The 23,037-nt window shown below is 66.3% G+C and carries 25 protein-coding genes; 12 read left to right on the forward strand and 13 right to left on the reverse strand.

Annotated features, from left to right (window positions below; all coding sequences use genetic code 11):
- Window positions 1-14: 14 nt before the first annotated feature.
- The 4 genes from VW23_RS12070 to pdxH all read right to left on the reverse strand — a co-directional run bounded on the left by VW23_RS12070 (window position 15) and on the right by pdxH (window position 3,110).
- Window positions 15-839 carry a DUF1499 domain-containing protein gene (locus tag VW23_RS12070; protein WP_069909823.1) on the reverse strand — a complete coding sequence of 275 codons (825 nt, stop codon included), beginning with the start codon at window positions 837-839 and terminating at the stop codon, window positions 15-17.
- A gap of 93 nt (window positions 840-932) precedes the next feature.
- Complete coding sequence (locus VW23_RS12075; RefSeq protein ID WP_084645998.1) at window positions 933-1,493, reverse strand: M48 family metallopeptidase; 561 nt, start codon at window positions 1,491-1,493, stop codon at window positions 933-935.
- The gene (locus VW23_RS12080) at window positions 1,381-2,391 is read right to left on the reverse strand and encodes a YjgN family protein (RefSeq protein WP_176730382.1); all 1,011 of its coding nucleotides are present in this window, start codon (window positions 2,389-2,391) and stop codon (window positions 1,381-1,383) included. Before VW23_RS12080 ends, VW23_RS12075 begins: the two co-directional genes overlap by 113 nt.
- 83 nt (window positions 2,392-2,474) lie before the next feature.
- Complete coding sequence (gene pdxH / locus VW23_RS12085; RefSeq protein WP_069909826.1) at window positions 2,475-3,110, reverse strand: pyridoxamine 5'-phosphate oxidase; 636 nt, start codon at window positions 3,108-3,110, stop codon at window positions 2,475-2,477.
- A gap of 109 nt (window positions 3,111-3,219) precedes the next feature.
- Between pdxH and VW23_RS12090 the strand changes: the two genes are divergently transcribed.
- Complete coding sequence (locus tag VW23_RS12090; RefSeq protein WP_069909827.1) at window positions 3,220-4,176, forward strand: DnaJ C-terminal domain-containing protein; 957 nt, start codon at window positions 3,220-3,222, stop codon at window positions 4,174-4,176.
- A gap of 10 nt (window positions 4,177-4,186) precedes the next feature.
- Here the strand turns inward: VW23_RS12090 and VW23_RS12095 are convergent, their stop codons facing one another.
- Window positions 4,187-5,560 (reverse strand): HD-GYP domain-containing protein, encoded by a 1,374-nt coding sequence (locus VW23_RS12095; protein ID WP_069909828.1) that lies wholly within the window; start codon window positions 5,558-5,560, stop codon window positions 4,187-4,189.
- A gap of 68 nt (window positions 5,561-5,628) precedes the next feature.
- Window positions 5,629-6,564, reverse strand: a complete 936-nt coding sequence (locus VW23_RS12100) for an L-threonylcarbamoyladenylate synthase (RefSeq protein ID WP_069909829.1) — start codon at window positions 6,562-6,564, stop codon at window positions 5,629-5,631.
- Window positions 6,565-6,631: 67 nt separating this feature from the next.
- On the opposite strand from VW23_RS12100, the gene VW23_RS12105 reads away from it, so the two are divergent.
- The 4 genes from VW23_RS12105 (at window position 6,632) to VW23_RS12120 (ending at window position 9,312) form a co-directional block, all read left to right on the forward strand.
- On the forward strand, window positions 6,632-7,561 hold the full coding sequence (locus tag VW23_RS12105; protein WP_069909830.1) for a histone deacetylase family protein: 930 nt from the start codon (window positions 6,632-6,634) through the stop codon (window positions 7,559-7,561).
- 26 nt (window positions 7,562-7,587) lie between these two features.
- Window positions 7,588-7,842 carry an exodeoxyribonuclease VII small subunit gene (locus VW23_RS12110; RefSeq protein ID WP_055873912.1) on the forward strand — a complete coding sequence of 85 codons (255 nt, stop codon included), beginning with the start codon at window positions 7,588-7,590 and terminating at the stop codon, window positions 7,840-7,842.
- A 91-nt stretch (window positions 7,843-7,933) separates the two neighbouring features.
- Window positions 7,934-8,536, forward strand: coding sequence for an SCO family protein (locus VW23_RS12115; protein WP_069909831.1), 603 nt, complete (start codon window positions 7,934-7,936; stop codon window positions 8,534-8,536).
- The gene (locus VW23_RS12120) at window positions 8,533-9,312 is read left to right on the forward strand and encodes a TlyA family RNA methyltransferase (protein ID WP_069909832.1); all 780 of its coding nucleotides are present in this window, start codon (window positions 8,533-8,535) and stop codon (window positions 9,310-9,312) included. Before VW23_RS12115 ends, VW23_RS12120 begins: the two co-directional genes overlap by 4 nt.
- 195 nt (window positions 9,313-9,507) lie before the next feature.
- Here the strand turns inward: VW23_RS12120 and VW23_RS12125 are convergent, their stop codons facing one another.
- The 7 genes from VW23_RS12125 to VW23_RS12155 all read right to left on the reverse strand — a co-directional run bounded on the left by VW23_RS12125 (window position 9,508) and on the right by VW23_RS12155 (window position 14,477).
- On the reverse strand, window positions 9,508-9,942 hold the full coding sequence (locus VW23_RS12125; protein ID WP_069909833.1) for a response regulator: 435 nt from the start codon (window positions 9,940-9,942) through the stop codon (window positions 9,508-9,510).
- A gap of 370 nt (window positions 9,943-10,312) precedes the next feature.
- On the reverse strand, window positions 10,313-11,419 hold the full coding sequence (gene aroC / locus VW23_RS12130; protein ID WP_069909834.1) for a chorismate synthase: 1,107 nt from the start codon (window positions 11,417-11,419) through the stop codon (window positions 10,313-10,315).
- A 49-nt stretch (window positions 11,420-11,468) separates the two neighbouring features.
- Entirely contained in the window at window positions 11,469-11,873 is a 405-nt protein-coding gene (locus VW23_RS12135) for a type II toxin-antitoxin system VapC family toxin (protein ID WP_069909835.1), read from the reverse strand.
- Window positions 11,870-12,130 carry an antitoxin gene (locus VW23_RS12140; RefSeq protein WP_425285206.1) on the reverse strand — a complete coding sequence of 87 codons (261 nt, stop codon included), beginning with the start codon at window positions 12,128-12,130 and terminating at the stop codon, window positions 11,870-11,872. Before VW23_RS12140 ends, VW23_RS12135 begins: the two co-directional genes overlap by 4 nt.
- A gap of 84 nt (window positions 12,131-12,214) precedes the next feature.
- Window positions 12,215-12,970 carry a hypothetical protein gene (locus tag VW23_RS12145; RefSeq protein WP_069909837.1) on the reverse strand — a complete coding sequence of 252 codons (756 nt, stop codon included), beginning with the start codon at window positions 12,968-12,970 and terminating at the stop codon, window positions 12,215-12,217.
- A 20-nt stretch (window positions 12,971-12,990) separates the two neighbouring features.
- Window positions 12,991-13,620, reverse strand: a complete 630-nt coding sequence (locus VW23_RS12150; protein WP_069909845.1) for a histidine phosphatase family protein — start codon at window positions 13,618-13,620, stop codon at window positions 12,991-12,993.
- A 50-nt stretch (window positions 13,621-13,670) separates the two neighbouring features.
- The gene (locus tag VW23_RS12155; RefSeq protein ID WP_069909838.1) at window positions 13,671-14,477 is read right to left on the reverse strand and encodes an enoyl-ACP reductase FabI; all 807 of its coding nucleotides are present in this window, start codon (window positions 14,475-14,477) and stop codon (window positions 13,671-13,673) included.
- 108 nt (window positions 14,478-14,585) lie between these two features.
- Here VW23_RS12155 and VW23_RS12160 point away from each other — a divergent pair, with 108 nt between their 5' ends.
- From VW23_RS12160 to VW23_RS12190, 7 genes are all read left to right on the forward strand, one after another.
- Window positions 14,586-16,001 carry an FAD-binding oxidoreductase gene (locus VW23_RS12160; protein WP_069909839.1) on the forward strand — a complete coding sequence of 472 codons (1,416 nt, stop codon included), beginning with the start codon at window positions 14,586-14,588 and terminating at the stop codon, window positions 15,999-16,001.
- 364 nt (window positions 16,002-16,365) lie between these two features.
- Window positions 16,366-16,923 (forward strand): hemerythrin domain-containing protein, encoded by a 558-nt coding sequence (locus VW23_RS12165; protein ID WP_069909840.1) that lies wholly within the window; start codon window positions 16,366-16,368, stop codon window positions 16,921-16,923.
- A gap of 99 nt (window positions 16,924-17,022) precedes the next feature.
- Window positions 17,023-17,883, forward strand: a complete 861-nt coding sequence (locus tag VW23_RS12170; protein ID WP_069909846.1) for a carbohydrate ABC transporter permease — start codon at window positions 17,023-17,025, stop codon at window positions 17,881-17,883.
- Window position 17,884: 1 nt separating this feature from the next.
- On the forward strand, window positions 17,885-18,718 hold the full coding sequence (locus VW23_RS12175; RefSeq protein ID WP_069909841.1) for a carbohydrate ABC transporter permease: 834 nt from the start codon (window positions 17,885-17,887) through the stop codon (window positions 18,716-18,718).
- 3 nt (window positions 18,719-18,721) lie between these two features.
- Window positions 18,722-20,869, forward strand: coding sequence for an ADP-ribosylglycohydrolase family protein (locus VW23_RS12180; RefSeq protein ID WP_069909842.1), 2,148 nt, complete (start codon window positions 18,722-18,724; stop codon window positions 20,867-20,869).
- A 3-nt stretch (window positions 20,870-20,872) separates the two neighbouring features.
- Complete coding sequence (locus tag VW23_RS12185) at window positions 20,873-21,952, forward strand: ABC transporter ATP-binding protein (protein WP_069909843.1); 1,080 nt, start codon at window positions 20,873-20,875, stop codon at window positions 21,950-21,952.
- A 35-nt stretch (window positions 21,953-21,987) separates the two neighbouring features.
- On the forward strand, window positions 21,988-23,004 hold the full coding sequence (locus VW23_RS12190) for a LacI family DNA-binding transcriptional regulator (protein ID WP_176730383.1): 1,017 nt from the start codon (window positions 21,988-21,990) through the stop codon (window positions 23,002-23,004).
- The last annotated feature ends 33 nt before the right edge of the window (window positions 23,005-23,037 follow it).

The raw sequence follows: 23,037 nt of genomic DNA on the forward strand, positions 1-23,037 counted from the left end.
GGTCCAAGGCTAGATCACTCGGCGTCGTCCTCCGGCTCACCCTCGGCGGGCGGCGGCGGGGTCTCGGTCTCGGGGGCCGTTGCGGCCTGCGGCGCGTCGCGCAGCGTCAGGGTGATCTTCTGGTCGAGCGCCAACAGGAACTCCTCGATCCGCTTGCCGTTCTCGCCGAAATCGTGGAAGCCGCCGAGCGGCACCGAGCGCATGTCGATGACCGAGCCCTGTGCCGTACCGGTCACCCGGATCGCCACCTCGTCGCGCCAGCCGAACAACGTCACCGCGATGGCGTTGATCTCGCCGATATCGAGCGCTGTCGGCGGGGCGCGGCGGATGCGCACGTCCCAGCCACGGGCCTCGACCAGATCGTCGACGATGGTGAACATCTCGGTGGCATCCACCGGATAGCTGCGGGCCTGGACGTTGGGGAAGGTGGCGGCGATCTCGGCACGCAGCGGCGCGCTGGTCGGAGCCACGCGCACCGGGGTGACCAGCGGCAGCGGATCGGCGATGTCGGTCGTCACCTCGTTGACCATCGGGTAGCGCATCGCCTCGTAGCCGAGATAGGCGAAAGGCAGGAGGCAGACGATGCCGAAGAACAGGCCCCAGCCGGCCTTGCTCCAGCCCTGGTCGCCGGTCATCCACAGCCGGCCGAAAGCGCCGAGCGCCAGGAACACGGCCAGTGCCGCCACGCCCGCTGCCACCGCCTCGATGACGGCGAAATCGGAACTGGTGATCAGCTGCTCGCGGTGCAGCAGTATCGGGATGATGGTCAGCGGCAGCGCCAGGCTGCCGAAGCGCCGGGCCCAGATTGCCCATTTCGAGGTGCGGATCAGAATGCGCATCGTGCCGGCCGGTACTGCAACAGAGCTAAGGGATAACCACGGCGCGGCGCTTCGTGCAAAGCCTGGTGGAAGAAAGTTGTTGAGGGCCGCGGCCTAGCACATCGTCTTGATCGCCTGCCATTCGGCCTCTGAGAAGGCCGGAAGGGTGGCGGCGGGCGCAACCTCGAGCGCTTCGAGCGCAGCGCGCCGCTCGTCGGTCAAGGGGTGGGTGTTGAGCAAAGCCAGCGTACGGCTCATCGTGTCGTCTGCGGCGATGCGCTCGAGCAGGGTCGCCAGCGCCAGCGGCGAAAAGCCGAGGCGGTTGCCGGCGGCGCCGGCAAAGGCGTCGGCCTCATGCTCCGCCTCGCGCGAGAAGCGGCTGTCGATCAGCGTCGCGCCGGCTGCGGCGGCTACCGACAGGTTGGTCATGTCGCCAAGCACGAAGCCGACCAGGAGGCCGGTGGCCGAGCTCTCAATGAGCATTTCCATGCCGTGCCGGTGCACGACATGGCCAAGCTCGTGGGCGAGGACCCCGGCGAACTCATCGGCCGTCTCGGTCCGCTCAAGCAGGCCGGAGAAATAGTACACCTGGCCGCCGGGCAAGGCGAAAGCGTTGGTCAGCGGCAAGCGGACCACCGTCACCTTGGGGGTGAAAGGCGAGCCAGTTCCTGCCATCACCTCGGCGGCGAAGCGGTCGATGGCCGCGCTTCCGGGATCGAACCTGCCGCCACAGGTCTGGAAGCCGAGGCCGCGCCTTGATCTCGACGCGCAGGCGCGCTGCACCCAGATGCACCTCGGAGAACATCAGGTTGCTCTCGCGGGCGCGATAGTAGAAGAAACCGCCGAAGCCGAGGACGAGCATCAGCAGCGGGACCAGCGCCATCGCCCCCTGGCTGACGAGTCCGACGCCAACGGCGGCGCCGACCAGGATCGCGAACAACGCATAGGCGCGGTAGAACGGGCCGGCAATGGTGCGCCAGCTGCCGGTGAAGCTGAACTGGCGATCACCGTACCAGGTATTGGAGTAGCGGTAGCGCCAGAGGTCAGCCGACATAAACGGGTAGGCGAGCCCGAGGGTGGCGACGACCAACAGCGACCACAGAAACTGCCGCGTCGCGTAGGCCCAGGCATTGCCCTCCTGGCCGAAGCGGATGCCGCGCCACAGGGTGCGGGACAACCGGAAATCCCGCCCCCGATAGCTGGCATAGCCGAAGAGAAACCAGAACAAGGCGGCGACGATGCCATAGCCGACTACCACCACGGTCCCCACCTGGGTCGAGAGGTAGAAGAAGACGATATAGAGCGGCAGGAAGACCGCCAGCGCGATCAGAAAGCCGATCAGCAGTTGCAACGGCGTGCCGCTGTATTCGAGTGCGTCGCCATCGATGCTGGTGTGGTGCCAATAGAACTGGCGCTTCATGGTGGTGACCCAGAAGCGATAGAGGCCGAGGGTCGGGAACATCAGCAGGTAGCCGCGCACCAGCCGCCAGAACAGCTCGGCGCGCGTGCCGCTGAACTTGACCGGGACGCGACTGATCCGCGCGTCACCAAACATTGTTGTAATACTGGCCACGCCACCGCTCCCCCAAAGCAATGGCATGTTGCGATGACAATGACGTTATTGGCAAGCGTCAAGCAGTTGCCGGCGTTCAATATTTACGGGTAGAGGCGCTGCCGGCTCCACGGGCCGTCGGGCAGGGTGCGGGTGAAGCGGACCCGGTCGTGCAGGCGGTTGGCGCCGTCCTTCCAGAATTCCATCACTTGCGGGATGACCCGGAAGCCCGACCAGTAGGCGGGACGATTCACCGGCTCGTCTTCGCGGAAGCTCTTCTGCAGGGTCTCGACCCGCTCCAGGAGGGTATAGCGGTTGGCCAGCGGCCGCGACTGCTTGGACGCATGGGCGCCGATCTGGCTGACCCGGGCGCGCGTCGCGAAGTAGGCGTCGGCTTCCTTGTCGGCCACCACTTCCACCGGGCCACGCACCCGGATCTGCCGGCGCAGCGTCTTCCAGTGCATGACGAAAGCGGCCTTCGGGTGCGCCAGCAGCTCGCGGCCCTTGTCGCTGTCGAAATTGGTGAAAAAGCAGAAGCCGCGCGCGTCGCGCTGGTTGAGCAGCACCATGCGGACATCCGGCAGGCCGTCGGCATCGACGCTGGCCAAAGCCATGGCGTGCGGGTCGTTCGGCTCACTTTCCTGCGCCGCGGCGAACCACTCCTCGAACAGCGAGCAGGGGTCGATCGGGGCAGTATCGGAATCGTCGAACAGCCGCTCGGTAAGTGTCGTTGCCGGCATGGTTTTACCCTCGTGACGCGCCAGTCTGGACAAGCCCGGAACGCATGGCCATATAGGATGGCGCGGGCCGCGAAAGCAAATCCCAACCCGCCCCGAATTGAAGGAACCCATGCGCGACCCGTATACCGTGCTCGGGGTGCCGAGGTCCGTCACCGAGAAAGACCTCAAGTCCGCCTATCGCAAGCTCGCCAAGGCGCATCACCCCGACCAGAACCAGGACGACCCGAAGGCCCACGCGAAGTTCGCCGAGGTCTCGTCGGCGTATGACTTTTTGTCCGACAAGGACAAACGCGCCAGCTACGACCGCGGCGAGATCGACGCCGACGGCAATCCGCGTTTTGCCGGCTTCAGCCGCGGTGCGGGCGGCGGTGCACGTCCTGGCGCCGGCGCCGGTGCGGGGGGCTTTTCGGCCGAGGACATCCTCAAGGAATTCATGTCGGGCTTCGGCGGGCAACAGCGTGGGCCGACCCGCGGCGCCGGCGGCAGCCAGAGCTGGGATCCGTTCACCGGCGCCTCGAGCGGCGGCTTCCAGGGCGGCCGCACCACCGGCATGGGTGGCGAAGACATCAACGCTACCGTCACGGTGACGCTGGAAGAGGCGCATGTCGCCGGCAGCGTGCCGCTGCGCATGCCGACCGGCAAGGTGCTGAACGTCAAGCTTCCGGACAAGGTCGAGGAAGGCCAGCAGATCCGGCTCAAGGGCCAGGGCCACCCATCGCCGATGGGTGGCGCGCCGGGCGATGCCATCGTCACGGTGAAGTTCGAACGGCACAAGCAGTTCCGCCGCGACGGCGCGGACCTGCGCGTCGATGTGCCGATCACGCTCTATGAGGCGGTGCTGGGCGGCAAGGTGCGGGTCCCCACTCTCGACGGTTCGGCCGAACTGAACCTGCCGCCCTCGGTGAACACCGCAAAGGCGCTGCGGCTCAAGGGCAAGGGCCTGCACGGCGCCGGCGACCTCTATGCGACGCTACGCGTGGTGCTGCCCGAACAGGGCGACCCCGATCTCGAAAGCCTGATGCGCTTCTGGCGCGACCAGAAGCCCTACAAGGTGCGGGACAACTAAGGTTAGGGCGCTAGGCCGCCGCGGCTTCGACTTCCAGCATGGCACGCTTGAGCGCCGCGAGGCAGCTGGGGTCGATCGCCGTGCCGGCGTCGGCATCCATGATAGCGAAGGCCTGGGACACCGACATGGCGGCACGATACGGGCGTTCGGCGGTCAACGCGTCGAACACGTCCGCGGTGGTGACGACGCGGGTTTCGAGGTCGATCGCGACCGCATCGAGGCCGCGTGGATAACCCTTGCCATCGAGCCGCTCGTGATGGGCACCGGCGACGCGGGCCAGCTCAGCCAAGGCGCTGATGCGCCCGAGGATGGTTTCGCCGAGCGCCGGGTGCTGGCGGATCGCCGCCCATTCATCGGGGTCGGGCTTACCAGGTTTGTCGAGGATCTGGTTCGAGACCCCCAGCTTGCCAATATCGTGCAGCAGAGCCGCACGCTTCAGCCAGCGCCGGCGTTCGTCGGAAAAGCCGAACTGCTCGGCAATCAGATCGGCGAACAGCGCCACCCGGTCACTGTGACCGCTGGTATAGGGGCTTTTGGCGTCGACCACTTTGGCGAACGCGGCGGCGATATCGTCGAGATAGTCGTCATCGACCAGGATCGAGCGCTGCTGCGGCTCGAGGGCGATCACCCGTTGCTCGAGATCGGGCGCCGCGAGAGTGGTCCAGAACTGTGCGTCACGAGCGATGTCGAGAAATGCCGCAGCACAGGCAGGGTCAAACCAGGCGCCGGTCCGGCGCTCTACCTCGCCGATCGCTGCCTCGGGCCCCGAGCTCATGAAGAACACGTCGACCACCTGCGCCAGCAGCGCGATGCGGGCGAGCGGCGAGATGTCGTTGCCGATCCGCCCCAGTGGCTTGCCGTTGCCGTTCCAGTGTTCATCGAGATCAAGGATGGCCCCGGCCACCGCCTCGGAGAAGCGCATCTGGCGCGCGATCTCGGCGCCGCGCGTGCAGCGGGTTTCGATCAGTTCACGGGCGATCTCGCCGCCATGCATGGCGATATGGACAATGGAACGGAAACGAGCGGCTAGCCCAGCCTTCAGGCCGGTATGGGCGAAAACAAAGCGCAGGATCTGCGGCAAGGCCGAATCCACCTGCTTGAAGCCGTGCTTGAAACTCAGATCGTCGGCCAGATAGAGCTGACAGATGCGCGCCGCATTCGAACTGCAGCCGACATCCTTGAGCAGCAGCGCATAGTAGAGATCGCCCAGCGCCGGCTCGTCGAAACCAAGCGCCTGGCCCATTTGCATACCAATCCAGCAGCAGCGCACGCCGTGCCCGACCGGCTGGCCCTCGGTAATGTCGAGCGCATGGCTCAGTGCACTCACCAACTCGGCAAGGCCGATCTGTGCACGGGCGGACGGTGAGGCGGCAGCGCGGAACATGGCCGCATTCCGCCCAGATAGGCATTAACACTTAGTTGGTATGATAACAGCACTTAGCTGACGCCCGATCACGATTGCGGGCGCGGCGCCGCGGCGCGTCTCAACCGATCATTGATCGCTTCGCCGAGGCCCCTGCGCGGGATTGGCGCTACGGCGATGCGGGTGGCGCCCTCGTCGAGCTGGTGCAGCATGGCGAACAGGTTGCGGGCGGCCTCGCGCAGGTCGCCGCTCGGCGACAGGTTGGCGCCGTCAGGGCCGGGTCCGAAGCCGAGCCAGGTCTCCCCTGCCTCCGCCCGCTCGGCATCAAGGCGCAGGGTGGCGTTCGGCGCATAGTGGCTCGCCAGCATGCCGGGCGCGGCGATTGCTGCATCGTGTTTGGCCGCCGCTACCGGCTGGCCAATCGCCGCCTCGATCTCGTCGCGCGGCAGGGCGCCCGCGCGCAGCTGCGTCACCAGTTCGCCCTCCACCGCCAGAATGGTCGACTCCACCCCGGCCTGCGAGGCGCCGCCTTCAAGCACCGGCACCAACCCGCCGAACGAGCGCTCGACCTGCGCGGCGGTGGTCGGCGACAATTTGCCGGAACGGTTGGCCGAGGGTGCGGCCAGCGGCCGGCCGGCAGCGCGGATCAGCTCGAGCGCCAGCGGATGGTTCGGGATGCGGATGCCGACAGTGTCGAGCCCCGCGGTGACCAGGTCGGAAAGCCCGGCCTCCGGGCGCTTCGGCAGTACCAGGGTGAGCGGGCCGGGCCAGAACGCCGCGAGCTTTCGGGCCATCGGGCTGAAGCTGACGAAGCGCTCCGCCATGGCCAGATCGGCGACATGGACGATCAGCGGGTTGAAACGCGGCCGCCCCTTGGTCTCATAGATTTTCAGCACCGCATCGGAGTTGGTCGCGTCGGCGCCGAGCCCATAGACCGTCTCGGTGGGGAAGGCGACGAGCTCGCCGGCGCGCAATCGCGCCGCGAGCTCGGGCAGATCAGAATGAGAATGAACGGCGCTGGCCATGGCGCGAGGTTTGACAAGCTGGTGAGCACAACGTCAAGCTATTGGCGCAGCGACAGTTCCCGAGCCCATGGCCACTCTTCTCGTCTCCCAGCCCAATTTCGAAAGCCACGCCACCCCCACCGGTCATCCGGAACGGCCCGATCGCATCCGGGCGGTCGAGGAGGCGCTGAGCGCCGACCGGTTCGCGCGGCTGGTCCGCCGCGAGGCGCCGTCGGGCGACCTGACGCTGGCCGAGCTGGTGCACGACGCCAATTACCTCAGCATCCTGACCCGGGCCCGGCCGGCGGAAGGGATCGGCCAGATCGACGAGGACACCTTCATCTCGTCGCGCTCGCTCGAAGCCGCGTCGACGGCGCTCGGCGGCGGGCTCGCAGCGCTCGAAGCGGTGGCGCTGGGCGAGGTACGCAACGCCTTCTGCGCCGTCCGTCCGCCCGGCCACCACGCCGAGATCGATCGGCCGATGGGGTTTTGCCTGATCAACTCGATTGCCGTGGTGGCGCGCGAGGCACAGCGCAAGTTTGGGGCCGAGCGGGTGGCGATCGTCGATTTCGACGTGCATCACGGCAACGGCACCGAGGACATTTTCAAGGCCGACCCGACGGTGTTCTACGCCTCGAGCCACCAGATGCCGCTCTATCCTGGCACCGGGGCGCCGAGCTTTGTCGGCGTCGGCAATATCTGCAACGCCGCGCTCGCGGCCGGCAGCGGCGGGGCCGAGATGCGTGCCGCCTATACCGACCGGATCCTGCCGGCGCTCGAAGCGTTCCGGCCGGACTTTCTTCTGGTCTCGGCCGGGTTCGACGCGGACTATCGCGACCCGCTCGCCGGGCTCAACTGGCAACCCGAGGATTTTGCCTGGGTCACCGAACGGCTGGTGGACGTGGCCGAGCGGCTGTGCGAGGGACGGCTGGTTTCGATGCTGGAGGGCGGCTACGACCGGCACGGGCTCGCCACCGGGGCGGCCGCGCATGTTGAAATGTTGATGGCCACAAGCTAGCAACAGACCTCATCGAAGGAACTGCCATGTCCGATTCCCCCGCCACCGCCGACGACATCAAGCTGATGAGCTTCGAGGCGGCGCTGCGCGAACTCGAGGGCATTGTCGGCAAGCTCGAGAGCGGCCAGGCGCCGCTGGCCGAGTCGATCGCCATCTACGAGCGCGGCGAAGCGTTGAAGGCGCATTGCGAGGCACTGCTGAAGCAGGCCGAGATGCGAATCGAAAAGATCACCCTGCGCAACGGCCAGCCCACCGGCACCGAGCCGCTCGACCCGCAATAGGCTTTCACGCCTCGGTGAGTGCGCGACAATGACACGCGCCAAGTGCCGTCGGCTGGCGCTATAAGGCGCCAACTCATCTGGGCAGGACCCCATGGCCGACATTTCTTCACCGGCGCTGGCGCGCTTCCGCATCATCCTCTGGACGCTGGTCGTCGTGGCGGCGCTCGGCGCCACCGCGCTGTTCATCTTCCGGCCGCCTTCGGCGCCGCTCGGAGTGACCGGCAAGCCGTTCACCATGGAATCGACGCTTGGCGGCGCCTTCACCGAGGCGAGCCTCAAGGGCACGCCTAGCCTGGTGTTCTTCGGCTACACGCACTGCCCCGACGTCTGCCCGACCACGCTGGCGGAATCGACGGCGTGGAAAGAGGAGCTTGGCCTCGGCGGCGAGCAGCTCCGCACCATCTTCGTCACGGTCGACCCCAAGCGCGACACCAAAGAGGTGCTGGCCGACTATCTGAGTTCGTTCCCCGGCACCATCGGGCTCGTCGGCTCCGACGACCAGACCACCGCCGTCAAGGCCGCCTTCGGCGCAGCGTCCGAAACCACCGAACCCGATGCGGATGGCTTCTACCTGGTCAACCACACCGCCTCGGTGTTCCTGCTCAACAAGGACGGCAATTTCGAAGGCACCATCGCCTATGGCGAGGGCAAGGAAGCCGCCGTCGCCAAGATCAAGAAGCTCATCGCCTCGTGAGCGATCGCATCCGGCTCGACCAGGCGCTCGAGGCTCGGGGGCTGTTGCCCAGCCGGGCTCGGGCGCGCGACGCGATCCTGCGTGGCACAGTGACGGTCAATGGCGTCGTCGCCACGAAGCCCAACCAGCAGGTCGCGGCGGAGGACAACATCGCTCTCGACGACCCCGCGGCGCGCTATGTGTCACGCGCTGCGCTGAAGCTGGTGGCCGGCCTCGAGGCCGGCGGGATCGAGCCGACCGGACGCATCTGCCTCGATCTCGGCGCCTCGACCGGCGGCTTCACCCAGGTGCTGCTGGAGCGCGGGGCGGCGAAGGTCTACGCCGTCGATGTCGGGCATGACCAGCTGCACGAGCGGATCAAGGCCAACCCGCGGGTCGTGTCGCTCGAAGGAGTCAACGGCCGCGACCTGGTGCCCGCGCTGATCCCGGAGCCGATCGGGCTGATCGTTTCCGATGTCAGCTTCGTTTCGATCCTCAAGGTGATCGACCCGGCACTGGCACTCGCCGCACCGCTTGCCGAGGCGGTGATCCTGATCAAGCCGCAATTCGAGGTCGGTCGCCCGAACATCGGCAAGGGTGGCATTGTCAGCGACGAAACCGCGATCGCCATGGCGGTCGAGCGGGTCATCGCGCACTTTATCGATGCTGGCTGGGAGCGCCGCTTCACCGTCGCTTCGCCGATCGCCGGCGGCGATGGCAATCGAGAAACGGTCGCCGGCTTCCGCCGCCGGGAAGGCGTTGTGCACCGGCCGGGACCTCGCGCCCCTCTCCCCTGAGGGGAGAGGGTAGTGCAGCTAGGACCGCAGGTCCGTAGCGGAACTAGGATGAGGGGTTCAGCGTCTCAAAGAGCACTCGCTGCACCGCTTCACCCCTCATCCGGCGCTTCGCGCCACCTTCTCCCCTCAGGGGAGAAGGGACGGGGCCTTCAGCGCCGGTCGAGAGATGGATCCGTTCGCCGGGATGACATTTACCTAAACAGCGTGCTGTCCAAACAGCTTGGCCATGAAATGCGTATGCGGCGCCGCCCGCGCCTTGAAGCGGTGGCCGCGGACCTCGCGATCCAGCACCCTGACGCCGCGCCGTGGATCGCGTTCGAGCACCAACCTGGTGTGCGGCGAGATGCCGAGCCGCAGTTCCGCGCCGCGGTCGAGTCGGCGCCGGTCAGGGCCGAGGTAATCCTTGGTCTCGATATAGACCTGCTCGTGCAATTGATCGGCCAGCCGCTCGGCCAGCTCGTCGCGCCGCGCCGGCAGGCTGATGACGTCGTCGAAACCGAAGCGGACATAGCGCACCACGGTCCCGGCCGCCCGGTCGGCGGTGAACAGAATGATCGGCGAGTAGCAAAGCCGCGAGGTTCGCTCCGCACGGATGGCCGCGATGGTGTCGACCAGATCCTCGTCCCGCATCCGGTAATCGAGGAAGAAACCCCCGAGCGGCCGGCATGTGCGGGGCTGCCGAGGCCGCAGACCACCTCGCCGAAGCCGAGCTGATGGGCCACGGTTTCCAGGGCCAGACTATCGCGCAGATTGGCGGCCATGACGTAAGCGCGGCAGGACTCGAACATCGGATGCCCCTCAGCTGTGTCAGTGCGACCGCTTAGTCATCTCGCGCTTACCCGTAGAAATACTTCAGTAAGAGCAATGGTTTACGGCCTATGCTCACAGCAAGCGCCTTGCCGCCGAGGCGGTCAATGCGCACTAGCGCGTGTTCCGGGCCGACAATTTTCTCGATTCTAAGGGTCGGCCCGCGGCACCCTGCCAGCTAGTCCCGACGGGCTCAGTAGCCGATGCCGCCTTCACGACCGGTCTGACCCCGATGGCGCAGGAAATGGTCGGCCAGCACCACGGCCATCATGGCTTCGCCGATCGGCACGGCGCGGATGCCGACACAGGGATCGTGCCGGCCCTTGGTGATGACCTCGGTGTTCTCGTTATGGGTGGTCACCGTCTCGCGCGGCGTGATGATCGACGAGGTCGGCTTGACCGCGAAACGGCAGACGATGGGGTCGCCATTGGAGATGCCGCCGAGAATACCGCCGGCGTGGTTCGACTTGAAATACGGCCCGGCATTGCCGGCGCGCATCTCGTCGGCATTCTCGGTGCCGGTAAGTTCGGCCGAATCCATGCCCTCACCGATCTCGACGCCTTTCACCGCGTTGATCGACATCATCGCCGAAGCGAGGTCGGCGCTGAGCTTGCCGTAAATCGGGGCGCCCCAGCCGGCCGGCACGCCTTCGGCCACCACCTCGATCACCGCACCGACCGAGTTGCCGGCCTTGCGGATGCCATCGAGATAGACTTCCCACTCCTTGGCGGCGACCGGGTCGGCGCAGAAGAACGGGTTGTTGTCGACCTCGGCCCAGACGAAGCGCGCATAGTCGATCTTGTGCGGGCCGATCTGCACGAGGCTGGCCCGCACCGTGACGTTGGGGATCACCAGCCGGGCCACGGCGCCAGCCGCGACACGCGCCGCGGTCTCGCGCGCCGAGGCGCGGCCCGAGCCCTTATAGTCGCGGATGCCGTATTTCTGGTGGTAGGTGAAATCGGCGTGGCCGGGACGGTATTTGTCCTTGATCTCGGAATAGTCTTTCGAGCGCTGGTCGGTGTTCTCGATCATCAGCGAGATCGGCGTGCCGGTGGTCTTCAGCTGCCCGTCGCGCTCGTCCTCGAAGGCGCCGGAGAGGATGCGCACCTGGTCATCCTCGCGCCGCTGCGTGGTGAAGCGCGACTGGCCGGGCTTCCGCCGATCGAGATCGCGCTGGATCACCTCAGCCGAAATCGGCAGCCCCGGCGGGCAGCCATCGACCACCACGCCCAGCGCCGGCCCATGGCTTTCGCCCCAGGTGGTGAAACGGAACAGGTGACCGAAGGTATTGAAGCTCATGAGAATGCCCCGAGGACTGCGGCGGTTCTAGGGGCACGCAGCGAGACGGTCAATCGAGCCAGTTCTCGACCTTTAGTCCCGGCACCCGCGAGAACTCACCAACATTGGCAGTCACCAGGACGAGGTCGAGCGTGAGGGCGTGGGCTGCAATGAAGAGGTCATGCGGACCGATCGGCGTGCCGCGAGCCTCAAGATGAGTGCGGATTTCAGCGTAAGTTACGTCGGCGGGCGGTTCGAAAGGAACGGCAGGGGCCAATGCGACGAATCCGTCGATCTGGCGCCGCAGTCGCTCGGAATTTACCTTGGCGGCCCCGAACCTCAACTCGGCGAGGGTAATGATGCTAAGGCAACATTCGCCGGCCGAGACCGACAGCAGTCGCTTACCGACTGCGCCACTCGGAGCACGGATTATGTGGGACACGATATTTGTGTCCAACATCCAAATCCGGGTCATTCGAGCGGAATGCGGGGAATGTCAGGCGGCAGCGAACTGTCATCGACATCCGGGAACTCGGGGAAGGCCTCCCACGAGCCGAGCAGCTCTGCGAAAGTCTTGGCTGGCGCCGTTCGCGGGCGAATGATCAATGCATCTCCGTCCTGCTCGATGGTCACCTCGTCGCCCGGCAACTCAAACTCGACCGGGATACGCACGGCCTGATTGCGACCGTTGCGGAAAATGCTGGCGGTACGAAGCTGGCGCTGCTGTGTCACCGGCGCCTCCTTTGGCATATGCCAAGACATATGCCATCCGCTCCGGACTTTCAATCGCCTCAGATCTTCCGGCGCGCAGGTCCTTCAATCCGCCGACCGCAGATATGGGCGCATCGCCGTCGCCTGCACGGCGGCCATCTCGATGCGCCGGATCCATTGCAGCGGTTCGGCGTCATAACTGTCGGCGGTAGCGCCATACTGTTCGATGGTGCGGTAGGTGAGCCCATCCGCCTCGACATAGCCGACATGGTGGCCGAGCCGTTCGGCCAGCAATGGCCATTCGACGTCGTTGCCGAAACTGTCGACGCTGGAGTTGGCGACGATATCGCGTGCCGCGGCGCGATCCATGCGCCGCACCGCGGACAGCAGGTCGGCCTGCCGGCCGGTGATCAGTTCATAGGCCTGGTTGATCGGCGCCTCGGTTTCCTGGAGGCGCCGCGGCACATCGGCGAAAGCTCGCGCCGACCGCCCGACGATGAGAAATCCGACCTCGGGCTGCGTCGCCAGTACCGACTGCAGTTCGTCGGGGTACGCCGTCAACCAACGCAGCATGTGATCGGGATCGGCGTAGATGACCCGATCGGTGCCCGAATCGAGCGCCAGCGCCACGCCGTGCCGGCGGCCCTGACCGATGAACGCCTCACCGGTCGGATGCCGGCCGACGCGCGCGCCGAGCCGGTCGCGCATCAGCTCTTCGATCCTTGGATGAGTGGCCTCGGTGAGGCTGACGGCCAGCCCGGAGAAGGTCTCGGCCAGCCCCGGCGCCGCAGCCATGAGCGGCTCCGCCAGCAGGGCGTCGGGGTCATGCAGCACGGTGGCAAACGCGGTGCTCTTCAACATGGCCTCCAGGCTCCTCCCCCTCAGTCGTCCCAGCTGTGACCGGCCGGATAGACGACGCTTTTGCCCTCGATGAAATGCACCACCGAATCCTGCGGCGGGAACCAGTTCACCGTGCGCTCGGCCGGAAAATCCTCGATCAGGCGACGGAGAATCCTCAGGATGCCGCCATGCGCCACGATGATCGCCGGCCCTTTGAGGGTGTCGGCGGCAAAGCTCCGGATGCGCTGCGCTACATCCTCATAGCTCTCGCCCGATGGCGGGCGGAAATCCCAGAAACTGGCATCGCGCTCGCCGGCAATCGCCATTTCGCCCGAGCTCAGTTCGGTGTGCAGCCGGCCCTCGTAGATGCCGAACGATACCTCGACCAGCCGCCGATCGAAGACCACCTCGGGCAGCGGCACGGAAAAGGCCGAGCGGACGCGCTGCATGGTTTCACGGGTGCGGCCGAGCGGCGAGGCGTGCCAGGTGAAATCGGCCGGGCTGCGGCCAGCCCGCTCGAGGATCTGCACCAGCAGCCTGCCGTTGAGATCGGCCTGGCCGCGGCCGATATCGTTGAGCGGGATGTCCTTGGACCCCTGGTAGCGCCCTTCGGCGTTCCAGTCGGTTTCGCCGTGACGGATGAAATAGAGTTCAGGCCAGGTGATGGACATATCGACGCTCGGAAACAACAGGGGCCGCCTTGCGGCAGCCCCGGGATAGATCAGGCGGTGGGCGCAGCGGCTTCGTCGTCGACATGCATGCCGATGATGTTGAAACCGCAATCGACATACTGCACCTGGCCGGTGACGCCGGAGGCGAGATCGCTGAGCAGGTACAGCGCGGCCGAGCCGACCTCTTCCTGGGTGACGTTGCGCTTCAGCGGCGCTGCCTTCTCCTGGAAGTGCAGCATGGTGCGGAGGCCGGAAATGCCGGAAGCCGCCAGGGTCTTGATGGCGCCGGCTGAGATGGCGTTGACGCGGATGTTCTGCGGTCCGAGGTCATGCGCCAGGTAGCGCACCGAAGCCTCGAGCGCCGCCTTGGCGACGCCCATGACATTGTAGTTCGGCACGTATTTCTCGGCGCCGTAATAGGTCAGCGTCAGCAGCGAACTGCCGGGGTTCAGCATCGCCTCGGCGCGCTTGGCGACGGCGGTGAACGAATAGACCGAGATGTTCATGGTCAGCGCGAAGTTCTCGGCGCTGGTGTTGATGTAGCGGCCCTCGAGCTCTTCCTTGTTGGAGAAACCGATGGCGTGAACGAGGAAATCCATCGTCCCCCACTTCTCCTTGAGGACGCGGAAGGTCTCGTCCATCGCCGCATCGTTCGACACGTCGCACTCGACCAGCGTGGTGACGCCGATCTCGGCGGCGAGCGGCTCGACGCGCTTCTTCAGCGCCTCGCCCTGGTAGGAGAAGGCGATCTCGGCGCCCTGGTCGGCGAGGGCCTTGGCGATGCCCCAGGCAATCGAGCGATTATTCGCCACGCCCATGATCAGGCCCTTTTTGCCGGCCATCAGCCCCTGCGCCATCGTCGTGCTCCGTCTTCATTGTCTCGTTGGCGCCGCTTGTCGCATAGCGACCGATAGCGGGCAAGTTCGCCCTTGCGCCAAGCCGGCCCGGGGCTATCTTCCCCCGCCATGACCACGCTCACATCGAAAGACATCGTCCGCGCCCTGAAGCCGCTGGTCGGCGATGGCGGCGCGCTGCTCGCCGATCCCCTGGAGATGAAGAGCTACCTGACTGAGCCGCGGAAGCGCTTCCATGTGCCGGCCGTGGCGGTGGCGCTGCCGGGGAGCGTCGCGGCGCTGCAGGCGATCTGCCGCTGGGCCAACCAGCACCGGGTGCCGCTGGTGCCGCAAAGCGGCAATACCGGGCTGGTCGGCGGCCAGGTGCCGCTCAGCGGCACCGAGGTGATCGTCAACCTTTCCCGCATCAACCGGGTGCGCGAGGTCAATGCCGCGGCCGGGCACATGACGGTGGAGGCCGGGCTGATCCTTGAAGAGGCGCACAAGGTGGCGGAAGCCGCGGGGACGATTTTCCCGCTCTGGCTGGCGTCGCAGGGCTCGGCCCGCATCGGCGGCGTCTTGAGCTCCAATGCCGGCGGCGTGCAGGTGCTGGCCTATGGCAATGCGCGCGAGCTGACGCTGGGGGTCGAGGCGGTGCTGGCCGATGGCCGGCTCTACCACGGGCTCAATGCGCTGAAGAAGGACAATACCGGCTACGACCTCAAGGACCTCCTGGTCGGGGCCGAAGGCACGCTCGGCTTCATCACCGCGGCGACGGTAAAACTGTTCCCGATCCCCGAGGCGCAGGAAACGGCGCTGATCAATGTCGCCGACCCTGCTGTGGCGCTGCAGCTCTTCTACCTGTTGCGCGAACGGGCCGGCTCGCGGCTCACCGCGTTCGAGCTGATGAACCGGTTCGGCATCGACCTGCAGCTGAACTACGGCCTGTTGCCGCGTGACCCCACCGCCAGCCCGTCGCCCTGGTACGTGCTGGCCGAAGTGAACCGCATGAAGGGCGGCGCGTCCGGCGCGCTGCAGGCGGCGCTGGAGGAGGCGCTCGCCAGCGGCCTCGTTGCCGATGCGGTGGTCGCCGAGTCCGAAGCCGATCGCACGCTGATGTGGGCGGCACGCGAGCAGATGAGCGAGGTGCAATCGAAGGAAGGCGCTTCGATCAAGCACGATGTTTCGGTACCGATCGGCGCGGTGCCGCAGCTGATCGCCGAAGGCAGCGCTGCGGTGGAGCGCGCCATTCCCGGCGTGCGGCCCTGCCCGTTCGGTCACATGGGTGACGGCAATATCCACTTCAACTTCAGCCAGCCCGCCGGCGCCGACCCCAAGGCCTTCATGGCGCGTGAGGCCGGCGCCAATGCGGCGGTCTATGAGGTGGTGCGGAAGCTCGGCGGCTCGGTCTCGGCCGAGCATGGCATCGGGCAGCTGAAGTCCGCGCTGCTGCGCCAGGTGAAGGACCCGGTGGCGCTCGAGATGATGCAGGCGATCAAGGCAGCGCTCGACCCCAACGGGATCCTCAACCCGGGTAAGGTGCTTTAGAGCGTTTCTCTGCAGGCCCCCCCAACTCGGTGTCATCCCCGCGAAAGCGCATAGGCGCTAAGTTAGGGTCACGCCCCACCCACCGGGTCATTCCCGCGAAAACGGGAACCTCTGTTTTCGTGCCCGCTGCACGATCGCAAACGGAGTTCCCCGCTTTCGTGTGGGATGGCACCGAGTTAGGGGGACGTCCAGAGCCTCGGCTCGCGGACCCAGCACCCCACCCCGCGCGTGGGGCACGACCCTAGCTTAGCGCGCGGGCCGTCGCGGGGATGACACCGCGGGTGGTGCGGCTCGTCCGTGAAACGCTCTAGTCACTCCGAGGTGCCTTGTTGACGGGACCCACTGGGCGTCCCATCTCACGGCCATGCTGCTCGATATCGGATTTCTCGACGACGCCACCCGGCCTGCACCCATCAGGCTCGAAGGCCTGACCGAGGCGCAGCGCGCGCCTGGACTGCACCTCAGGGAAGTGCACGATCACCTCCGCGACAACATGAAGACGCTGGCGGTACTGATCGATCGTGCCGCCGCGGGTGAGGTCGGCGCCAAGGCCGCGACGGACGAGGCGGCCGGCCTCGCCATGGTCGCCAACTACCGGCGCTTCGGCAACCTCTGCGGCCAGCACTGCAACATCGTCAATGTCCACCATTCGATCGAGGACGAGGCGATCTTCCCCGCCATTGCCGCGCAGGGCGCCGGCTTCAAGGCGATCGCCGACCGGCTGCGGGCCGAGCATGTGGTGGTGCACGAGCTGCTGGTGCGGCTGATCGACAGGCTCGGCGAACTCGCCGCCGACCCAGGCCCGAGCCGCTTCACCGACACGCTCGAGCTCTACCGTGCGCTCGAGCGGGTGCTGCTCAGCCACCTCGGCTACGAGGAAGAGGCGATCGGCGACGCATTGGGCTATTTCGAGCTGTTCTAGCCTGATCATTCGGAGGAGTATGACCGCGCAGGCTCACTTGACATCCGAACATTAAACGTTTCACTAGTCGGCAATGGAGGGTTGCGGACGTTGAAGCCGTTGTCGCAGAGAGCTTATCACGTGCTGTTCGTCACGCCGGCGCTGCTGCTGAGCGTGGCCATCGTGCTGCTGCCGGCCCTGCTGACCTTCGGGGCGTCGTTCTCGCGCTGGGATGGCGTCTCGGCGCCGGCTTTCGTCGGGCTCGCCAACTTCGAGGCCCTGGCCGCCGATAACGTGTTCTGGCAGGCGATCACCAATAACATCCAGTGGGCGCTGATCTTCCTGACCATCCCGATGGCTATCGCCCTCGTCGCCGCGTCGCTGCTGCTGAGCCGGCGGAAATCGGGGGCGGTGTACCAGGTGATCTTCCTCTTGCCCTATGTGCTGGCGCCGGTCGCCAACGCGGTGATCTGGCAGAACATCATTCTGTCGCCGGTTTCGGGTCTGCTGGGTTTTGTCTCGAAGAACTTCGTCCCGCTGTCGAGCCCGCTGACCGAGCCGTCGACCGCGCTCTACGCGGTGGCCGGTGTCGATATCTGGCATTTCTGGGGCTATCTCACCGTGGTGTTCTTCGCCGCCATGCGGCAAACGCCGGAAGAGCAGCTCGAGGCGGCGTTCCTCGAAGGCGCCAATGGCTGGCAGGTGTTCTGGAATGTAACGCTGCCCAACATCCTGCCGACCCTGGGGCTGATGCTGGTGCTGGTGACGATCTTCTCGTTCCTCACCTTCGATTACATCTACCTGATCACCCAGGGCGGGCCGGCACGCGCCACCGAGATGCTCTCCACCTATGCCTACAAGTTCGCCTTCACCAGCTTCCAGGTCGGCAAGGCCGCCGCGGTGGCTTTGGTGATGAGTTTCTTCGGGCTCATCGCATCGATCGTCTATGTGCGGATGAGCCGCGCCAGCCTCGAGGCCTGAGATGCAGACCGGCGCTTCTCCCCTCTCCCGCACCCTCGCCAACCTCTTCCTGTGGGGCGCGGTGCTGGTCGCGCTGCTGCCACTCGGCCTCGTGGCGCTCAATGCCTTCAAGCCGCACACGGCAATCGTCGCCAACCCGCTGAGCCTGCCCGAGAGCCTCAGCCTCGACAACTTCGCCCGGGCCTGGAACGGCGGAAAGTTCTCGATCGGCATCGTCAACTCGCTGCTGTTGAGCGGCACCACGACGCTGATCACCCTCGCCTTCGCCTCGCTCGCCGCCTTCGCCCTGGCGCGCCGCAAGATCCCCGGCTGGCAGTTGATCACCATCTACTTTCTGTGCGCGACGACGGTGCCGATCCAGCTGTTCCTGTTCCCGCTGTATTTCGTCTACGCCAAGCTCGGGATCGTCGGGAACTTCGCCGCCACCGCGCTGATCCTCGCCGCCATCAACCTGCCGATCACGATCTTCCTGTTGCGCGCCTACGTCATCTCGATCCCGCAGGATGTCGACGACGCGGCCTTCATGGATGGGGCCAACCCGCTGCAGACGTTCCTCCATGTCATCCTGCCGCTGATGCGCCCGGGCCTGATCACCGTCGCGATCATCGTGTTCCTCAACTCCTGGAACGAGTTCCTGATCACCTCGACGTTCCAGAAGGGGCGCTCGAACATCACGATGACGCTGGGCTACCTGTCGATGAACGGCACCTACGCCACCGACCAGGGGGCGCTGATGGCCGGCGCCTTTATCCTCGTGGCGCCGATCGTCGTCTTCTTCCTGCTGCTGCAGCGCTTCTTCATCTCCGGCATGACCTCCGGCGCCGTCAAAGGATAGTCCATGAACGTCCGTGTCTCCCCCACCCAGCTGACCTCGGTTGCCGAGAAGACCTATGCCGGCGTGCTCGGCAAGCTGATCGGCGTCTATCTGGGGCGCGCCGTCGAAGGCTGGACCTATGAGGCCATTCGCGACACCTTCGGCGAAGTCGAAGACTACGTGAACCACCGGGTCAACTGGCCGCTGATCGTGCCCGACGACGATATTTCCGGCACGTTCCTGTTCTACCGGGCGCTCGAGGATAACGGCTTTCCCGCCGATATCTCCGCCAAGGCGATCGGCGATACCTGGCTCAACTACATCGTCGAGGACAAGACGGTGCTGTGGTGGGGTGGCCTCGGCCGGTCGACCGAACACACCGCTTACCTGCGCCTCAAGCACGGTATCGCCGCTCCCGCCAGCGGCTCGATCGCCATGAATGGCAAGGGCATGGCCGAGCAGATCGGCGCCGAGATCTTCATCGATACCTGGTCGATGGTGAACCCGTCCGATCCCGATCGGGCCGCCGCGATGGCGCGGGCGGCGGGCTCGGTGAGCCATGACGGCGTGGCGCTCGAGGCGGCGTGCCTCTTCGCCGCCATGCAGGCGGCGGCCTATGACGAGACCGATATCGACAAGCTGCTCGATCTCGGCCTCAGATACTCGAACAGCAACGAGCTGAACGGCGTGATCGCCGATGTGCGCGAGCAATGCGCCCGGGCCGGCGACGACTGGCGGGCGGTGCGCCACTGGCTGGGCGCCAACCACGGCTATGAGCGCTATCCGGGGAACTGCCCGATGGTGCCCAACCATGCGCTGCTCATCGCCTCGTTCATCCTGGGCGGCGACGACTTCCAGAAGGGGTTGAAGATCGCGGTCTCCTCGGGCTGGGACACCGACTGCAATGCCGGCAATCTCGGCGCCCTCAACGGCATCCGTCTCGGGCTCGCAGGCCTCGAGACCGGCCCCGACTTCCGCGGGCCGGTGGCGGACCTGATGTATGTGGTCGGCGCCGACGGCGGCGAGTGCGTCACCGATGCGGTGATCGAGACCCGCCGGGTGCTGCGCAGCGCCGCGCAGCTCAAGGGCGACAGCTACACCGCGCCGGTGATCCGCTTCGCCTTCGAGTTTCCGGGCTCGGTGCAGGGCTTTGCCCGCTGCCCGCTGCACCAGGGCCGGCAGGCGATCACCCGCGTCGGCAACCTCAACAGCTCGAGCGACGCCAATGGGCTGGAGCTCAGCTTCGAAGGGCTGGCCGCCGGGGTGACCGGCGCGGTGTCGGTCCCGACCTTCATCGACCCCAAGCCGCGCGGCGTATCGGACACCTCGTACTTCGAGGTGATCGCCAGCCCGACGCTCTACGCCACCCAGACCGTCACCGGCAGCATTCGCGGGCTCGATGCGGTCAACCCGGCGGCGCGCTTCTTCATCCATTTCTTCGACGAGACCGACCAATTGGCCCGGCTCGACGGCGCGTGGTTCGACATCAACCAGGGCGACAACGCGGTCAGCTTCAAGGTCCCCGACACGGGAGGGCGACCGATCCACCGGCTGGGCCTCGAGCTCGCGGCGACGCACCGGCTCTCCGGCCGGATCGCCATCCTCTCGCTCGACTGGAGCGGCGCTCCGGAGCACCTGACGTTCGGGACCTCCAAAGAGCTGACGCCGCGGCTCACCCCCTGGGACACCACGACGTTCTGGACCAAGCAGTTCGTCTCATCGGCCAAGCACTGGGCGACCGACATCTACAACACCTTCACCCTGTCGCATCCCGACAGCAATGGCGTCATCACCTTCGGCACGCGCGACTGGACCGACTATGCCATCGCCTCCGAGCTGGTCATCGAACTGCATGAGATGGCAGGGCTGGTGGTCCGCGCCCGAGGGCACCGGCGCTACTATGCCGGGGTGGTGCATGACGGCAAGGCATCGATCGTGCGCCGCCGCGACAGCGCGCTCGACATCCTCGCCTCGGTACCGTTCGACTTCATCCCGAACAGCCGGCAGCTGTTCGAGGTCAGCGCCGTGGGGGACAGGATCAGCCTCAGCATCGGCGGCAAGGCTATCGTCGCGGCCAGCGACACCTCGTATGGCTCGGGTGGCGCCGGCTTCCTCATCGAAGGCGGAACGGTGCCGGCGCTCGGCCTCAGCGTCCGCCGGATCGGAGGCTGACGCATGGCTGGCCTGACGCTCCGTTCCGTTCGCAAGAGTTTCGGTGAAGCCGAAATCATCAAGTCGGTCGATCTCGACGTCGATCACGGTGAGTTCGTGGTGTTTGTCGGCCCCTCCGGCTGCGGCAAGTCGACCCTGTTGCGCATGCTCGCCGGCCTCGAGAACGTCACTACCGGCAGCATCGCCATCGATGGACGCGATGTCACCGGCATGCTGCCGCTCGAACGTGGCGTCGCCATGGTGTTCCAGTCCTACGCGCTCTACCCGCACATGAGCGTCGAGGACAATATCGGCTTCGGCCTCAAGATCGCGCATGTACCCAAGGCCGAACGCCAGCAGCGGGTGCTGGCGGCTGCGAAGGTGCTGCAGCTCGAGCCCTATCTGAAGCGCAAGCCCAAGGCGCTCAGCGGCGGCCAGCGCCAGCGCGTCGCCATCGGTCGGGCCATCGTCAAGAGCCCAAAAATCTTCCTGTTCGACGAGCCGCTCTCCAACCTCGATGCCGAACTGCGCGTACAGATGCGGCTCGAGATTGCCGCGCTGCATCAGCGGCTGGGCGCCACGATGATCTATGTGACGCATGACCAGGTCGAAGCGATGACGCTCGCCGACAAGATCGTCGTGCTGCGCGCCGGCCGGATCGAGCAGGTCGGGCGGCCGATCGACCTCTACGAGAACCCCGACAACCTGTTCGTCGCCGGCTTCATCGGCTCGCCCAAGATGAACTTCATTCCGGCAAGCATCTCGTCGGTCACCGACGGCAAGGCGACGGTGAGCGCACCGACGCTGGGCAGCGTCAGCCTGAACGTGCCGCTCCGCCGCGACGGTGCGAAGCCCGGCGACGAGGTGGCGCTCGGCTTTCGTCCGGAACATACCGAGCTATCGCCGGATGGCAGCTTCGCGGGCACGGTGCAGGTGGTCGAACAGCTGGGCAGCGTCTCCTATGTCTATGCCAGTGCCGAAGGCGGCGCGCCGGTGACCATCGAACAGCGGCGGCTGAGCGGGTTGCGGCCGGGCGAGGCGTTGCGGTTTTCGCTCGAGGCCGACCGGCTTTTCCTGTTCGACAAGGCCGGCGAACGACTCTAGGACTGCGGGGGCAGGAAATGGGGCGCCCGCCAACAATGAAGAAACCTGCGACGATCCGCGACGTGGCGCGGGAGGCCAATGTCTCCATCGCAGCCGTGTCCTATGCGCTCAATGGCGGCGGTACGATCGGCGAGGAAGTCCGCGCGCGTGTTCGCGAAACAGCGCAGCGCCTCGGCTACCGGCCCAACCGTTCGGCCCAGGCAGTGCGCACCGGCAAGAGCATGACGCTCGGCCTCGTGGTTCCCGACCTCAACAACCCCTACTACCCGGCGCTGGCGCAGAGTTTTGAGCGCGCCGCGCGGCAGGCCGGCTATACGGTGGTGCTGATCGACACGTCGGGGCATGTCGACGAGGAAGTGCAGGGCATCAGGCACCTCGAGCAGCATGGCGTCGAGGGCATCGTCTGGTGCCAGACGGCCGGGCCGGACGAGGTGATGAGCTCGGACTACTCGGTCCCCATCGTGATCATCGGCACGCCCAGCCTCAACGTCGATAACGTCACCACCAAGGACTATGAGGGCGGCCAGCTGCTGGGGCGGCACCTGGTGGAAATGGGGCATCGCCGGATCGGCATGCTGACGGCGGCGAGCGTGCTGCCGAGCAAGGACGATCGGCGCCTCGGCTTCATCGATGCGCTCGAAGGAGAGGCCAATGCAGTGTGGGAGGAGAAGGCGCCGTTCGCCATCGATCTGCCCGAACCGATCCTCGCCGCCTTGCAGCGGCGCGATGTCAGTGCGGTGATGTGCGGCAACGACCTGATCGCTATCGGTGTGCTGCGCGCGGCACGCCAGCTCGGCATCGCAGTGCCGGCCGAGCTCTCGGTGGTCGGTTTCGACGATATCCCCTGGGCCTCGATCGTCGAGCCGGAACTGACGACGGTGCGTCAGCCGGTGTCGGAGATGGCGGCCGTGGCGCTGACGCTGCTGCTCGACCGGATCGCCGAACCGAACCGCGCAGTGCGCCACTTCCGGGTCGGAGTCGAGCTGATGAAGCGGCAGAGCGTCGCCGAGGCCCCGGTTTCCTGGGGCTGGCGGAAGATCGGGCGGAGTTAGCTGGTCTAGCGTGCCGCCGGTGCGGGCTGACCC

This window comes from Devosia insulae DS-56, assembly GCF_000970465.2.
Taxonomy (GTDB): Bacteria; Pseudomonadota; Alphaproteobacteria; order Rhizobiales; family Devosiaceae; genus Devosia_A; species Devosia_A insulae.